Annotated in this window: 14 protein-coding genes; 8 read left to right on the plus strand and 6 right to left on the minus strand. The window is 64.8% G+C overall.

Annotated features, from left to right (window positions below; all coding sequences use genetic code 11):
- The first annotated feature begins 148 nt into the window (after nucleotides 1-148).
- Together K359_RS0119380 and K359_RS0119385 are read left to right on the plus strand one after the other, a co-directional pair.
- On the plus strand, nucleotides 149-1,075 hold the full coding sequence (locus tag K359_RS0119380; RefSeq protein WP_029080840.1) for a DUF3280 domain-containing protein: 927 nt from the start codon (nucleotides 149-151) through the stop codon (nucleotides 1,073-1,075).
- Between the two features lie 110 nt (nucleotides 1,076-1,185).
- Nucleotides 1,186-2,097 (plus strand): amino acid ABC transporter substrate-binding protein, encoded by a 912-nt coding sequence (locus tag K359_RS0119385; protein ID WP_029080841.1) that lies wholly within the window; start codon nucleotides 1,186-1,188, stop codon nucleotides 2,095-2,097.
- Between the two features lie 45 nt (nucleotides 2,098-2,142).
- Here the strand turns inward: K359_RS0119385 and K359_RS0119390 are convergent, their stop codons facing one another.
- Nucleotides 2,143-3,366, minus strand: coding sequence for an ABC transporter substrate-binding protein (locus K359_RS0119390; protein ID WP_029080842.1), 1,224 nt, complete (start codon nucleotides 3,364-3,366; stop codon nucleotides 2,143-2,145).
- Nucleotides 3,367-3,652: 286 nt separating this feature from the next.
- Here K359_RS0119390 and K359_RS0119395 point away from each other — a divergent pair, with 286 nt between their 5' ends.
- On the plus strand, nucleotides 3,653-4,669 hold the full coding sequence (locus K359_RS0119395; RefSeq protein ID WP_029080843.1) for an ABC transporter substrate-binding protein: 1,017 nt from the start codon (nucleotides 3,653-3,655) through the stop codon (nucleotides 4,667-4,669).
- Nucleotides 4,670-5,038: 369 nt separating this feature from the next.
- Nucleotides 5,039-5,188, plus strand: a complete 150-nt coding sequence (locus K359_RS61325) for a hypothetical protein (RefSeq protein WP_156928568.1) — start codon at nucleotides 5,039-5,041, stop codon at nucleotides 5,186-5,188.
- A gap of 86 nt (nucleotides 5,189-5,274) precedes the next feature.
- Here K359_RS61325 and K359_RS64460 read toward each other — a convergent pair whose 3' ends face one another.
- Together K359_RS64460 and K359_RS64465 are read right to left on the minus strand one after the other, a co-directional pair.
- Entirely contained in the window at nucleotides 5,275-5,940 is a 666-nt protein-coding gene (locus tag K359_RS64460) for a hypothetical protein (RefSeq protein ID WP_245284662.1), read from the minus strand.
- The gene (locus K359_RS64465) at nucleotides 5,880-6,368 is read right to left on the minus strand and encodes a rhomboid family intramembrane serine protease (protein WP_245284663.1); all 489 of its coding nucleotides are present in this window, start codon (nucleotides 6,366-6,368) and stop codon (nucleotides 5,880-5,882) included. The genes K359_RS64460 and K359_RS64465 overlap by 61 nt, the downstream gene beginning before the upstream one ends.
- Nucleotides 6,369-6,554: 186 nt before the next feature.
- Between K359_RS64465 and K359_RS52410 the strand changes: the two genes are divergently transcribed.
- Both K359_RS52410 and K359_RS52415 read left to right on the plus strand, forming a co-directional pair.
- Nucleotides 6,555-7,742 carry an NADH:flavin oxidoreductase/NADH oxidase gene (locus K359_RS52410; protein WP_051346215.1) on the plus strand — a complete coding sequence of 396 codons (1,188 nt, stop codon included), beginning with the start codon at nucleotides 6,555-6,557 and terminating at the stop codon, nucleotides 7,740-7,742.
- 185 nt (nucleotides 7,743-7,927) lie between these two features.
- Nucleotides 7,928-9,286: a S41 family peptidase gene (locus K359_RS52415; protein ID WP_035976772.1), complete on the plus strand. Its 1,359-nt coding sequence runs from the start codon at nucleotides 7,928-7,930 to the stop codon at nucleotides 9,284-9,286.
- Between the two features lie 123 nt (nucleotides 9,287-9,409).
- Here the strand turns inward: K359_RS52415 and K359_RS0119420 are convergent, their stop codons facing one another.
- The gene (locus K359_RS0119420; RefSeq protein WP_029080844.1) at nucleotides 9,410-12,142 is read right to left on the minus strand and encodes an EAL domain-containing protein; all 2,733 of its coding nucleotides are present in this window, start codon (nucleotides 12,140-12,142) and stop codon (nucleotides 9,410-9,412) included.
- 141 nt (nucleotides 12,143-12,283) lie between these two features.
- Here K359_RS0119420 and K359_RS65815 point away from each other — a divergent pair, with 141 nt between their 5' ends.
- Both K359_RS65815 and K359_RS0119430 read left to right on the plus strand, forming a co-directional pair.
- The gene (locus K359_RS65815; protein WP_256375166.1) at nucleotides 12,284-12,409 is read left to right on the plus strand and encodes a hypothetical protein; all 126 of its coding nucleotides are present in this window, start codon (nucleotides 12,284-12,286) and stop codon (nucleotides 12,407-12,409) included.
- Nucleotides 12,410-12,453: 44 nt separating this feature from the next.
- A complete protein-coding gene (locus K359_RS0119430; RefSeq protein WP_029080845.1) occupies nucleotides 12,454-12,618 on the plus strand; it encodes a Flp family type IVb pilin in 165 nt (54 codons plus the stop codon).
- 17 nt (nucleotides 12,619-12,635) lie between these two features.
- Here K359_RS0119430 and moaC read toward each other — a convergent pair whose 3' ends face one another.
- The gene (moaC, locus tag K359_RS0119435) at nucleotides 12,636-13,160 is read right to left on the minus strand and encodes a cyclic pyranopterin monophosphate synthase MoaC (protein WP_029080846.1); all 525 of its coding nucleotides are present in this window, start codon (nucleotides 13,158-13,160) and stop codon (nucleotides 12,636-12,638) included.
- A gap of 4 nt (nucleotides 13,161-13,164) precedes the next feature.
- A complete protein-coding gene (gene trpC, locus K359_RS0119440; RefSeq protein WP_029080847.1) occupies nucleotides 13,165-13,986 on the minus strand; it encodes an indole-3-glycerol phosphate synthase TrpC in 822 nt (273 codons plus the stop codon).
- Nucleotides 13,987-14,011: the final 25 nt, after the last annotated feature.

A 14,011-nucleotide genomic window follows, 5' to 3' on the forward strand; every position in this document is an offset into this window, starting at 1 on the left:
GAAGCGCTGGCTTGGGTGTTCTCTGGCTGCGGACCATCGTCGTGAAATTTTCCCGGCACCGGCCGGGAGCCGCTCCGCTGCGGCGCAGAGGCCAGCCGGCCTAGGCTGCGACCGACCCGCCGCACCAGCACCCGAAAGGCCCGGATACATGCGCCAGTCCCGTCTCGCTTTGCACGCCCTTGCCCTGATCGGCCTGCTCGCCGGAAGCTGTCCTCTGCGCGCCGAGACCGGCGCAGCGGCGGCGTCCCCGCTCAGCGTCAGCATCGACGATTTCAGCTACGTCGACACCTCGGGCGAGGTGATCGACCAGACCGCTGCGCACCAGCGGCGGCTGGATGCGTTGATGCGGAGGCTGCGCGCCGATGTCGCCGCGGAGCCCCGCTATCGCCTGGTTTCGCCCGCGGACGAGGCGCGGATCAAGGTTATCGGCGGCGTGCAGAAGACGAGCACGCTGGTGCAATGGGCCAAGGTCGCCGTCATCGATGCCGGCGCGACCCGTGTGCTGTACGAAAGGCTCTACACGTTTCGTGGCGACAATGACGAGGCATGGGACCACGCGGCGATGTTCTTGTCGCGCGAGGTGCGTGGCGCCCTTGCGGCCGCGCTGCCGCCGGCACAGGCCGCCACTGCTGCGCCTATCGGGCTTGCGGTGTTCGAGTTCGAGCTCGAGGACACCACCGCGGCACCGGCGTCCGGCCTTGCCGGCTCCGATGCAGCCTATCTGGCCGATGTGACCAGGGGTGTGCGTGACCGGCTGGCGCAGTCGGGCCGCTACCGCCTGGTCGATACCGGCGGCGCGACCGCAGAGCCCGTCAAGGCGCGTGTGCTGCGCGACTGCGACGGCTGCGAGGCCGCGATTGCGCAGAAGCTCGGCGCGGATCAAGCGCTGATCGGCGTGATCAGGCGGGTCAGCCGGACCGAATACACGGTCGGCTTCCAGCTGCGCGACGCCCGCAGCGGCGCGGTCGTCTCGCGCGGCGACAGCGGCCTGCGGATGGGCGCCGATTATTCCTGGACCCGCGGCGCGGTCCGTCTGGTCGGCGACCGCCTGCTCGAGGGCGGGGCGCAGCGCTAGCTAGTCAGTCGGACCATCGCAAAGCGCAATAGCTGCTAGACACATCGTCATCTATCTCCGGGCCTGTGCGTGGGCTATCACCGCCACCTATCCCCGCACAGGAGCCGCCGATGCGTTTGCCCGCCGTCCTTTTCGCTCTCACGTTCGCCGCGAGCCCCGTGGCCGCCGAAGAGCTGTCGGGCACGCTGCAGAAGATCAAGGAGACCAGGAAGGTCACGCTCGGCTTTCAGGAAGCCTCCGTTCCCTTCAGCTATCTCGACGACAATCAGCGGCCGATCGGCTTTGCGCTCGATATCTGCCTCAAGATCGTCGATGCCGTGAAGAAGGAGCTCGGCATCTCGGACATCGCGGTCGACTATCTCCCGGTGACCTCGTCGAACCGTATTCCCTTGATGGTCAACGGCACGATCGACCTGCACTGTTCGGCGACCACCAACAGCGCGGAGCGCCAGAAGCAGGTGACCTTCACCAACTCGCACTTCCTGAGCGCGACGCGCTTTGCCGCCAAGAAATCGGCAGGCATCAACACGATCGACGACCTCAAGGGCAAGTCGGTCACCGCCGTTGCAGGCTCGGTGAACCTCACCCAGCTCATCAAGGTCAATACCGAGCGCAAGCTCGGCATCACCGTTCTGCCGGCCAAGGATCAGGCCGAAGCGTTCTTGATGCTGGAGACCGATCGCGCCCAGGCCTACGCGCTCGACGACGTCCAGCTCGCCGTGGCGATCGCGCGGTCGAAGCAGCCGGCGCTCTACATGATCAGCGAGGAGGCTTTCTCGAAGGCCGAGCCGTTCGGGATCATGCTGCGCCGGGAGGACGCGCCGTTCAAGGCGCTGGCCGACCGCGCGACGGCGGAGCTCTACGCGAGCCCGGAGATCGAGGTCATGTACAAGAGGTGGCTGGAGCAGCCGACCCCGCCGAACGGCATCAACTACAACGTCCCGATCTCGCCGGCGCTGCGCAATGCGTTCGCCCATCCGAGCTCGAGTTTCGATCCCGACGTTTATGAGGTCGCGAAGTAGCTCGGGCCTGCGGGTCGCGCGAGCGGATTGGAAAAATCCGCGTCGTTATTTCTTGCCTGGGTCGACGAACGCTGTATCGAGCACATCGCCGATCGACTGCCAGCTGCGGCCATCGAACTGAAACAAACGCAACTGCTTGACGGGCCGGAAGTCGGATTGACCGGTGTTGATCTTGATGCCGGGGAGCAACGCGGACGCCTGATAATCCCTGAGCGTGGCGGCCTGCTTCATGACGTTTTCCCGCGACAGGTCGTTGCCGCATTGGGTGAGCACCTGGACCAGCGTTTCGGCGGCGGCATAGCCATAGACGGCGGCAGCGTCATCCTTGCCGCCGGCTTTCGTGTACTTCTCAATGAAGCTGCGCCAGGCGCCGCTGCCGAGCTCCTCCTTCCAGGCCGGATCGCTCGCATCCTTCAGGAAGGCGGCGGTGATGACGCCGGTCGCGTTCTCCGTGCCGGCCGGCTTGAGCACCGTCTCAATCGATGCCGCCATCTGGTTGACGATGAACACTGGCCGCCAGCCGTGTTCGGCCGCGGCCCGGATCACCTTGGCGGCATTCTCCGGCACCCCGGCAAACACGAAGATCTCGGCCCCCGATCGCTTCAGGACCGATACGTGGCCGTCGAGATGCTGATCGTCGACATCATAGGCGATGTCGACCCTGATGTTATGGGCGACATCACCCAGTCCTTGCTCCAACCCCTTGAACAGATCCCGCCCGAATTGGTCGTTCTGCCAGAGCGCCACGATCTTCTTCCCGGGATAAAACGCCTGGATGTAATTGGCGTAGATGCGACCCTCCTCGCGGTAGGAGGGCTGCCAGCCCATGGTCCACGGATAGACCGACGGATCGCTCAGCTGCTGGTCGCCGGAGGCAACGAAGAGTTGCGGGACCTGCCGTTCGTTGAGGTACTTCCGCACGGCCAGGTTCCCCGGCGTTCCGAACGAACCGAACATCAGGAGCACATTGTCGGTCTCGACGAGAATGCGCGTGAGGTCCATGGCGTTGGAAGGATCGGACAGATCGTCATAGGACATGAAGCGGATCTTGCGGCCGCCGATTCCGCCGCGTTCGTTGACGATGTCGAAATAGGCGGCTTCCGCCTTGCCGATCTGGCCGAAAATTTCCAGCGTGCCGCTATAGGGCATCACATTGCCGATCCGGATTTCGGTGTCGGAAACGCCCTGGTCGCGCAGTTGCTGCGTGATGGCGCCGAGCGACACCAGCGCGACGGCGCCGGCCAGCAGAGTTCGGATCAAGATACCCATGGGAAGAGCTCGCGCGAGGCAGCCACCGATTCCTAGATTCGGTTCCTTCCGCACCTGCCCATTGACCTAGATCAACAAGATGGCACGGACAGGGCGGCGGCGGATATCACTTTCGCTGATCCGGGTCAGGTTTTGCGGCGCCGAAAAGCAGTTTGCCGCGCAGGGACCGCAATCCTTGGAATGGTCTTTTGCAGCCGATGCGAAAAACGAAATAGCGTCTCATATACTTCGGCCGGTTTTCTCCTAAGCTTGCAACGTTGCAATTGCTGATCAGGAGCCCACGCCGGTGACCACGCCATTTTCTCTACCTCGACGTTCCGCGCTCGGCGTGCTCGCCGGAAGTCTGATTGCGAGCACCTCTCGCGCGGAAAGCGGGGCGGGCCGGGGTCTCGATCTCGGCGGCGTGACGCTGCGGGTTGCGTATTACAAGGGCGGCTGGCGTCCGCTGCTGCAGGCGGCGGGCGAGGACAAGACGCCGTACAGGATCGAGTGGAAGGAGCTCAACAACGGCGTGCTCCACATCGAGGCACTGAACGGCGATGCGCTCGATATCGGATCGGGCAGCGAGATTCCCGCGATGTTCGCCGCGCGCCAGAACGCCAAGGCGCGCTTCATCGCCGTCACCCATGAGGATCTCAACATCCAGGTCACGGTCGCGGCAAAGGACGCGCCGATCCATTCCATTGCCGACCTCAAGGGAAAGCGCGTCGGCTACGTGCGCGCGACAACGGCGCATTACTTCCTCGCCAAGCAGCTCGAGGAAGCCGGGCTTTCCTTCGGCGATATCGAGGCTATCAACCTGACGCCGTCGGATGGGTACACGGCGTTCGCGTCCGGCAAGCTCGATGCCTGGGCGATCTACGGCTATAACGGGCAGCTCGCCATCGCCAAGCAGGGCGCGCGCCTGCTCAAGACCGGCGTCGGCTATCTCTCCGGCAATTTCCCGATCTACGCCAATCCGAAGGCGGTCGACGATCCGCTGCGCCACGCCGCCGTGACCGATTTCCTGCTGCGCATCCAGCGCGCCTATGCGTTCGCCAACAAGAACTTTCCCGTCTATGCGGCGGCGCAGGTGGCGGAGACCCATCTGCCACTGCAGGACATCCTCGACCAGTTCGCCCGCCGGAGCGACGACTTCTCGCTCGCCGGCGTGTCGCCTGATGTGCCGGTGACGCATCAGAAGGTCGCCGACACCTTCCTCAAGCTCGGCGTGCTCGACGCGCGCGCGGAGGTTGGACAATTCTGGGACACGAGCTTCAACGAGGCGATCGCCGCCGGCGCGGCCAGGCTTGCGAGGTCCTGATCGCCGCAACGACATAGCCCATATGGGCGAGGCGGCAAGCGGGCAGCCGCCGCGTCACCGGCGTGCGGGTTCCCGCCGAGCGCTGTGCTCTCCGCCGACCGATTCCACTTCGCGTGGAACTCCAGTCATTTGCGACCCCAGCGTGACGGCTGCAGCTTTTGGAGGTGGTGTTGCAGCACGACCGCGGCCGGCTGTGCCGTGCTGCCATGCAGACTGAAAAGGTTGCGGGCCGCACCAAGACTGTATCATGATGACGTCGACCAACCCGACTCGAGGTCAGGACTGGTCGACGACGCCGGCCTCCAACACCTCCCGATTTCGCATGCAACTGATTGTCTTAGCTATGCCGATTGTTCTGCGGAGCTGAAATTGAATCACGACGCATTGGCCAAGCTCACCGTCACCATCATTGTCCTGGTCGCGCTGCTCGTGTGGCGGGTTGCCGATCAGAAGAAGCCGATTGAATGCGGGGCCAACTGCCCGACGGACGTGTCCGCGAACCGGAAACCCGCTCAATAGGATCAGAACGGCTCCGATCACCAGCATTTTTCAAGCCGGCCCCGCTTCGGTTGACGGCCTGCCTGGCCAGCGTGGCTGCTCGCGGTTCACAGCCCGTGACGGCGGTTGCGCTCGGCGCGTAGCGAACTGCCGACGAAGCCGACGTCCTCGATCCCGCGGTAGATGTCCTTTGAGCAGAGCAGCAGCGTCAGCGTGACGGCGACGACCGCGACCAGCGCGGTCACGAGCAGGGGATTGCCGCAGAATGCATTGAGCAGATTCTCGAACGGCCCGGGCCCGCTTGATCGGCGCGCAACACAGGCCGACGTTGCTGCCAGCGCCCAGCCGCCGAGTGCCACGCAGGCCGCGTTGGCACCGGCGAGCGCGATGATGACGGCGGCGAGGCCTTTCCTGATCGACAGCGCGAGATCAACCAGCTTGATCACGGCGCAACATACGACGACAAAGCCTGCGGCGACGATCCATGCCGGTGCCACCAGGGTCTGCGCCTGACCGGCCCACAACCAGAGCCCGGTCACGCCGGCGAGCAGCGCGAGATTGACCTTCACGGCCTCCGGAAATCGGCAGCGCAGCACGTAGCCGTTGAGTTTCTCGACAAGGTCGAGCAGCGCGCAGCTGATCAGGCCCGCCGCGAACCCGCCGAGATGCACGCCCCAGTCGATCCGCGAATTGCTGATCGCGAACGCGATGTTCAGCCCGATATTGATGGCGAAGAAGTCGAAGCGGACATCGAGCTTGCCGAGGATCCACAAGCACAGCAGCGCGCGCCCAGAATGCCCGAGGTGGCGCCTGATGCGCCGACCGTCAGATAGGGCGTGGCGTGGGTTGCATTGCCGACGATGGCGCCGAACACCATCGCGCAGAAATAGATGATGACGAAGTAGGCCGGCCCAACCCGCCGCTCGAGATGCCCGCCCCACAGCACGAGACACAGCATGTTGGTGGCGAGGTGGATGAAGTTGACGTGCAGGAAACCGTAGGCGAACAGCCGCCAGTAATCGTGCCGTGCCAGCGCGGTCGAGTACATCCCACCATAACGGAACAGCAACTCAGCCGGCGCCGCTGCGCCGCCGGCTTGGACAAAGCAAAACCCCGACGCCAGAACGGTCACCGTCATCAGCGCGTAGACCGCCGCGTGAGGGATTTCGAAGAAGCCGGGATTTGCGCGGTAGGTGGCCATGATGACAGCCAGGAGCGGTGGGTTCCACAGCGTAGCGAAGCGGCTTTCAAATTGCTACTCCCGCGTGCTTGGCGCGCGTCGCACCCCTATCGGCTATTGCGCGGTGCGTATATCGTCGGCGCCAAATACAAGATCGGCCAAAATATCGGCCCGGCGCGCCGGGTAACGACGCCAGATGAGGAAGCCATGTCGGACACGCTGCTGTTTTCGCCGATCACCATCCGCGGCGTCACGCTGAAGAACCGCATCGTGGTGCCGCCGATGCACCAATATTCCGCCGAGAAGGGCTTTCCGACCGACTGGCATCTGATGAACGCCGGGAAGTTCGCCGCCGGCGGCGCGGGTCTCGTGATCGTCGAATCGACCAAGGTCGAGCGGCGCGGCTGCGGGACGATCGGCGATCTCGGCATCTGGGACGACAAGTTCATCGCGCCGCTCAGCCGCCTCGCACGCTTCATCAAGCAGCAGAACGCGGTCGCCGGCATCCAGCTCGGCCATTCCGGCCGCAAGGCGCGTGCGAGCCGCCCTTGGGAGGGGGATCGCCCGCTGGAGCGCACCGCCGAGATCGAGGATTGGGACGCCTGGACGCCAGTGGCGCCGAGCGCGATTGCCCATAGCGAGCGTTGGCCGGTGCCGCGGGCGCTGGAAACGCATGAGGTGAAGGATCTCGTCGCAGCCTGGGGGCAGGCGGCGCGGCGCGCGCATGAGGCCGGTTTCGAGGTGGTGGAACTGCACGGCGCCCATGGCTATCTCGTGCATGAATTCCTCTCCGAGCGTTCCAACAAGCGCAGCGATCACTATGGCGGCTCGGAATCCAACCGGATGCGCTTCCTGATCGAGGTGACGGAGGCCGTGCGCGCGCACTGGCCGGATCACAAACCGTTGTTCGTGCGGCTGTCGGTCGAGGACAATGCCGGCTGGGGGCCGGAGCAGAGCGCGCGGCTGGCGACGATTCTGAAAGCCGGGGGCGTCGACGTGATCGACTGCTCGTCGGGCGGAATCAGCGAGATGGCACCGATTCTCGGCAAGGAGATCAAGTACAACTACCAGGTGCCGCTGTCGGAATATGTCCGCGGGCATGCCGATATCATGACCATGGCGGTCGGCCTGATCATTCATGGTGACCAGGCCGAGCAGATTCTGCGTGACAAACAAGCAGATTTGATCGCGGTCGGCCGGGAAATCCTCAATAACCCCAACTGGCCGATGGACGCCGCGCTAAAACTCGGGGTTGAAGGGCCATTTCGCAATGTTCCTCCGCAGTTTGGCTATTGGTTGGGCACGCGGGCCAAGCGCGGATTCGGTACCCAGCCGTCGACCTGGCAGAACGGGTTGCGGGAGGCTGGGCCAGAGGCCGACCGTGAGCTGACTTGAGGCCGGCTTTGGGGTGATTAAGTGCTGATTTGGAGCTGACCAAGGCAGCGTGACAGGACCGTAATGGTCTGGTGACAAGGCGGCCTTGATCCGACCAAAAAGCCGTTGTGTGGTGCCCCCGTCGGGGTGGGGCAGGCGAACGTTGCGGAACGTTGCCTGCCGGTAGCGAAAAAGGATCGCGGATAATGCGCAAACATGTTGGCTTCTTCCTCGGGACGGTTGCGGGTGCGTGTCTCACCCTGCTCGTGGCCTCGCCGCAGGGGGCGCATCTGTTCGCCGCCGCCAATGCCGCCGCGCATTCGGACAACACCAATACCTATTCGCAGCTCAATCTGTTCGGCGAGGTGTTCGAGAAGATCAAGAGCGACTACGTCGAGAAGCCCGAGGACTCCAAGCTCGTCGAAGGGGCGATCAACGGCATGATCTCCTCGCTCGATCCGCACTCCCGCTACATGAACGAGAAGGGCTGGTCGGAGATGCAGGAGACCACGCATGGCGAGTTCGGCGGGCTCGGCATCGAGGTCACGATGGAGGACGGTTTCGTCAAGGTGGTGGCGCCGATCGACGACACGCCGGCCTCGCGCGCCGGTATCATGTCGGGCGACGTCATCACCACGATCGACGATGACCAGATCCAGGGCATGACGCTCGACCAGGCCGTCAACAAGATGAAGGGCGCGCCCAACAGCTCGATCCGGCTGAAGATCATCCGCAAGGACGCCGACAAGCCGATCGAGGTCTCGATCGTCAGAGAGATCATCCGCGTCCGCCCGGTGAAGTATCACGTCGAGGGCGGCGACATCGGTTACATCAGGATCACCTCGTTCAATGAGCAGACCACCGAGGGCCTGCGCAAGGCGATCGCCGAGATCCAGAAGCAGGTTCCGCAGGACAAGCTCGCCGGCTATGTCGTCGACCTCCGCAACAATCCGGGCGGCCTGCTCGACCAGGCGGTGTCGGTGACCTCGACCCTGATGCAGCGGGGCGAGGTGGTCTCGACCCGCGGCCGCAATCCGGAAGAGACCCAGCGCTTCACCGCGCATGGCGGCGACATGACCAAGGGCAAGCCGCTCGTCGTCCTGATCAACGGCGGCTCGGCCTCGGCCTCCGAGATCGTCGCCGGCGCGCTGCACGACCACAAGCGCGCGACCCTGATCGGCACCCGCTCGTTCGGCAAGGGCTCGGTGCAGACGATCATTCCGCTCGGCACCGGCAACGGTGCGCTGGCCCTGACCACGGCGCGCTACTTCACGCCGTCGGGTCATTCGATCCAGGCGCTGGGCATTAAGCCCGACATCGAGGTGCTGCAGGACGTGCCCGACGAGTTCAAGACCCGCTCCGAGATCATGAGCGAGGCCAAGATGCGCGGTCATCTTGCAGCTGAGGGCGCCGAGCAGACCGGCTCGCAATCCTACGTGCCGCCGGACGAAAAGAACGACAAGGCGCTGGCCGCGGCCTTCAATCAGCTGCGCGGCGTCACCGTGAACGCCGACGCCAAGAACGCCGACACCAAGGCCACGCAGAAGCGGCCGGTGCCGAACTAGGCCGCTGACGTTTCCTCACGTCATGGCCGGGCTTGACCCGGCCATCCACGCCTTCTTGATGTGATGGATGCCTGGGTCAAGCCCGGGCATGACGAGTCATGGGTAGTTCAGTGCTTCCGAAACTCAGGCCGTGCGAACGATCGGCCGGCGCCTGCCTGTTTGGCCAGCGCCCGCGGCAGGACCCTGGCGGTGCCCGGCCAATAGCTCGCGAATTTGCGCCGCCGGCTTCGGCGGGCTGAACAGATAGCCCTGCATTTCCGAGCAGCCGAGCTCACGCAGCAATTGCTGCTGCTGCGCGGTCTCGACGCCTTCCGCGGTCGTGGTCATGCTGCGCTCGGCGGCGATGTTGACGACGGCCTCGACGATGCCGGCCGAGCCTTGCGGATCGGCGATGTCGGTGACGAAGCAGCGGTCGATCTTGATCTTGTCGAACGGGAAGCGCTTCAGGTAGCTCAGCGACGAATAGCCGGTGCCGAAATCGTCGAGCGCGATCCGGATCCCGATGGCGCGGAGCTGGTGCAGCGCCGCCAGCGCGGTCTCGTCGTCGCGGATCAGCACGGCCTCGGTGATCTCGAGCTCCAGCCGGCCCGCTGACAGCCCCGACGCCGCGAGCGCCGCGATCACCTTGAGCGCCAGCGTGCCGCTGGGGAATTGCACCGGCGAGACGTTGACCGCGAGCCTGACATGATCGGGCCAGTTGACGGCCTCCTTGCAGGCCGTCAACAAAACCCATTCGCCGAGCTGGTTGATCAGGCCGGTCTCTTCCGCGACCGGCACGAAGTCGGCCGGCGAGATCATGCCGCGCTGCGGATGGCGCCAGCGCACCAGCGCCTCGCAGCCGGTGATCTCGTTGCTGCGCAGGTCGACGCAAGGCTGGTAATGCACTTCGAGCCCGTGGCCCGCGGCGATGGTCTGGCGCAATTCCATCTCGAGCTCGCGGCGGGCGCGGGCGTCGGCATCCATCGCCGGCTCGAAGAAGCGCGAGACGCGGCGGCCGGCCGACTTCGCCGCATACATCGCGAGGTCGGCGTTTTTCAGGATCTGATCGACATCGGTGCCGTCCTTCGGCGCCAGCGCGATGCCGATGCTGGCGTCGGTGGTGACCTGGTGGCCGAGGCATTGATAGGGCAAGCGGATCGCCTCGTAGATGCGCGCGACGAGGTCTGTGACCTCGATCTCGTTCTTCACCCCGGTCTGCACGATCGCGAATTCGTCGCCACCGAGCCGGGCGACGAAATCGCCGTCGCCGATCACGCCGCTCAGGGTCCGTGCAACGGACTTCAACAGTTCGTCGCCGACCATGTGGCCGAGCGAGTCATTGACGCCCTTGAATTCGTCGATGTCGATATAGAGCACCGCCAGCTGGCTGTCGGGCGCGACATGCGGCAGCTCGCGCTTGATCTCCTCGTGGAACAGCGCGCGGTTCGGCAGGTCGGTGAGAGCATCGTAGTGGGCAAGATGTGTGATGCGCTCCTCGGCGCGGCGGCGCTCGGTGACGTCCTCGTGGGTCGCAAGCCAGCCGCCGTCGGCCAGCGGCTCGTTGACGACCTGGATCGAGCGCCCGTCGGGCGTCGTGATCACCATGGTGTTGCGGACAGCGACGTCGCGCAGCACGATGTTGACGTAGCGTTCGACGTCGCCCTGGAACGAGCCGGTCTGGTGGCGATGCACGATGACGTCGCGGAAGCTGCAGCCGGGCTTGATGATGTCGGCCGACAGCCCGTACATCTCGACATAGCGCTTGTTGCAGATCACCAGGCGCTGCGCGGCGTCGAACAGCAGCAGCCCCTGCGTCATGTTGTTGACGGCGGTGTCGAGCCGGAGTTTTTCCAGCGTCAGGCGCTGCTGCTGGGCGCGATGCTGCTGCACGAGCTTGCGCACCACCAGCGTCAGCAGGATCGCGATCGCCAGCACGGAAATGCTGGTCACCGCGATCAGGATGGCGATCTGCTCGCGCCAGTTGGCGAGCGCCGCTTCCGTCGTGGTGGTCGCGACGACGACGATCGGGAATTTGGTCAGCGCCCGCGACGATACCAGGCGGTCCTTGCCGTCGACCGGACTGGCCAACCGCGTGGTGCTCTGCGGCAGCTCGAACACCCGCTGCTGGTTGACCGGCCCGGTGCGGAGATTCTTCCCGATCAGCTCCTCGACATGGGGGTAGCGCGCCAGCAGCGTGCCGTCGCGATGGTGCATCGAGATCGCCGAACCTTCGCCGAGCGCCACCGTGGAGAAGAATTTTTCGAAGGTCGCCGGCTCGATGCCGCGGCCGACCACGCCGAGGAACTCGCCACGCGGCCCGGTGACCTTGCGGACGATGACGGTCGTCCACAGCCCGCTGATGCGGCTAATCACCGGTGCGACCTGCATGTCGGGCGAGTAGGGGCTCGACTTGAAGATCTGGAAGTAGCTGCGATCGGCAATGCTGGCCTGCGGCAGCGGCCAGGCGCCCGAGCTGTTGATCAGCACGCCGTCGGCATCGAACACGTTGAGGCTGCCGACATTGGACAGCGCGTCCATCTTGGACTTGAGCATCGCATGGATGTCGGCGGCCGACATCCGCCGCCGGTAGTTCTCCGGCGTCGCGATCCCGTTGTCGCGCATGAACGCGATCAGGTCGCGCTGGACCACCTCGAGATCGTCGAGCTGCTGGTCGAAATGCCGCGCCAGCAGCAGCACCGTGTTCTCGAGCTCGCGCTCGCTGTTGTGCAAAGCGCGCTCGCGGAAATTCTCGGCCATCAGGGTCGCGCCGATCGCGATCGCGGCCATCAGCACGGCGCCGCCGAGGATCAGCCAGCGGATCGGACCGCGGCCGATCACCGAGGCGACGTTGAACGAGGCGCTACCGTTTGGATTCATCTGACGCTATCGCTTCCAGGCGTTTCACCCGGAGGTAGGTCTGTGCACCTCCGGCCCGCGAAAGTCGTATCGAAACGAGATGGAGTTGCGGTTAGCGAGGTTGGTTAACGAATGGTTGCTGTCAGGGCGCCGGTTCCCGAGATGGAACTGCAGATTTTGCCGGTCAACACGCGCAGCGCGGAATCTCTTGCCGCGTGCGAGACCGATGTAATCATCTGTTTACCATCTAACTCCATGACGATGCTCAAACTGACCGTCGGCACGTAGTTTGCGTGTCGTTCCGCGAAGTTCAGTGCGTGAGGGGTGTCATCGTGAAGAAGCTTGTACAGAATTTTTGCGCCGACGAGACCGGAGCCACCGCGATCGAATACGGCTTGATCGCAACCGGCATTGCGATCGCCATCATTGCCGCGGTGAAGGGCGTCGGCACAAAACTGTCGGGCACCTTCAATTCGATCAGCGGCTCACTGAAGTAATCGAGCGCACCGCTAGCTCAGTCGCCGGCGCGATAGTGCCCGGACTTGCCGCCGATCTTCTCGATCAGATGAATGCCTTCGATGCGGATGCCACGGTCGACCGCCTTGACCATGTCGTAGATCGTCAGGCACGCGACCGAAACCGCGGTCAGCGCCTCCATCTCGACGCCGGTCGGCCCGGTCACCTTGACGCTGGCGCGGACGATGCAGCCGGGCAGCTTGGCATCGGTTGCGATATCGATCGTGACTTTGGTCAGCGCCAGCGGGTGGCAGAGCGGGATCAGTTCCGAGGTCCGCTTCGCCGCCATGATGCCGGCGATCCGCGCGGTCGCCAGCACGTCGCCCTTCTTGGCCTGGCCTTGCTCGATCAGCGCGAGCGTGGCCTTGCTCATCAGCACGCGGCCCTCGGCGACGGCAGTCCGCTCAGTGGCGGGCTTGGCCGAGACGTCGACCATGCGCGCATCGCCCTTGGCATCGATATGGGTGAGGGCGGTGCCGGACCCGGACGGCTCGGCTTTTGTGGCCTTGCTCTTCCGCGCCATCGCGTCAGCGCGTACCGGTGGCGCGCGATGCGGGCTGCCGCGTCAGCAATGCGCGGGTGGCCGCGGTGACGTCCTGCTGGCGCATCAGGCTCTCGCCGACCAGAAAGGTCGACATCCCGACGCGCTCGAGGCGGGCCAGATCCTCAGGCGTGAAGATGCCGCTCTCGCCGACCATCAGGCGGTCGCGCGGGATCAACGGCGCCAGCGCCTCGCTGGTCGCAAGCGTGGTCTCGAAGGTGCGCAGATTGCGGTTGTTGACGCCGATCATCGGCGAGCGGAGTTTCAGGGCCCGGTCGAGCTCGGTGCGGTCGTGGATCTCGACCAGCACGTCCATGCCGTAGCCGAGCGCGGCATCCTCGATGTCCTTGGCCGCGGCATCGTCGAGCGCGGCCATGATGATCAGGATGCAGTCGGCGCCATGGGCGCGCGCTTCCGCCACCTGGTAGGTGTCGAACATGAAATCCTTGCGCAGCACCGGCAGATTGGTCGCCGCGCGGGCCGCGACCATGAAGTCGAGATGGCCCTGGAACGACGGCGCGTCCGTCAGCACCGACAGGCAGGCCGCGCCGCCGGCCTCATAGGCCTTCGCGAGCACCGGCGGATCGAAGTCGGCCCGGATCAGCCCCTTCGAGGGCGAGGCCTTCTTCACTTCCGCGATCAATGCGTAGTCGCCGTTTGCGTGCTTGTCCTTCAGCGCGCGGACGAAGCCGCGCGGGGCTGAGGCCGATTTCGCCTGCGCCTCGACCTCAGCGAGCGAATGCGCGCGCTTCGCGGCGACGATCTCCTCGCGCTTGTAGGCCTCGATCTTGGTCAGGATGTCGGACATCGCTTACCGCCTTACTTGCGCATGA

Origin of the sequence: Bradyrhizobium sp. th-b2, assembly GCF_000426785.1 — a bacterium.
In the GTDB taxonomy this organism is placed as follows: domain Bacteria; phylum Pseudomonadota; class Alphaproteobacteria; order Rhizobiales; family Xanthobacteraceae; genus Bradyrhizobium; species Bradyrhizobium septentrionale.

Bases quoted from the DNA above. Each gene is read 5' to 3' on its own strand.
- K359_RS0119380 (WP_029080840.1), top strand. From the start codon at position 149: ATGCGCCAGTCCCGTCTCGCTTTGCACGCCCTTGCCCTGATCGGCCTG.
- K359_RS0119385 (WP_029080841.1), top strand. From the start codon at position 1,186: ATGCGTTTGCCCGCCGTCCTTTTCGCTCTCACGTTCGCCGCGAGCCCC.
- K359_RS0119390 (WP_029080842.1), bottom strand. From the start codon at position 3,366: ATGGGTATCTTGATCCGAACTCTGCTGGCCGGCGCCGTCGCGCTGGTG.
- K359_RS64465 (WP_245284663.1), bottom strand. From the start codon at position 6,368: ATGGCCACCTACCGCGCAAATCCCGGCTTCTTCGAAATCCCTCACGCG.
- K359_RS52410 (WP_051346215.1), top strand. From the start codon at position 6,555: ATGTCGGACACGCTGCTGTTTTCGCCGATCACCATCCGCGGCGTCACG.
- K359_RS52415 (WP_035976772.1), top strand. From the start codon at position 7,928: ATGCGCAAACATGTTGGCTTCTTCCTCGGGACGGTTGCGGGTGCGTGT.
- K359_RS0119420 (WP_029080844.1), bottom strand. From the start codon at position 12,142: ATGAATCCAAACGGTAGCGCCTCGTTCAACGTCGCCTCGGTGATCGGC.
- K359_RS65815 (WP_256375166.1), top strand. From the start codon at position 12,284: ATGGAACTGCAGATTTTGCCGGTCAACACGCGCAGCGCGGAATCTCTT.
- moaC (WP_029080846.1), bottom strand. From the start codon at position 13,160: ATGGCGCGGAAGAGCAAGGCCACAAAAGCCGAGCCGTCCGGGTCCGGC.
- trpC (WP_029080847.1), bottom strand. From the start codon at position 13,986: ATGTCCGACATCCTGACCAAGATCGAGGCCTACAAGCGCGAGGAGATC.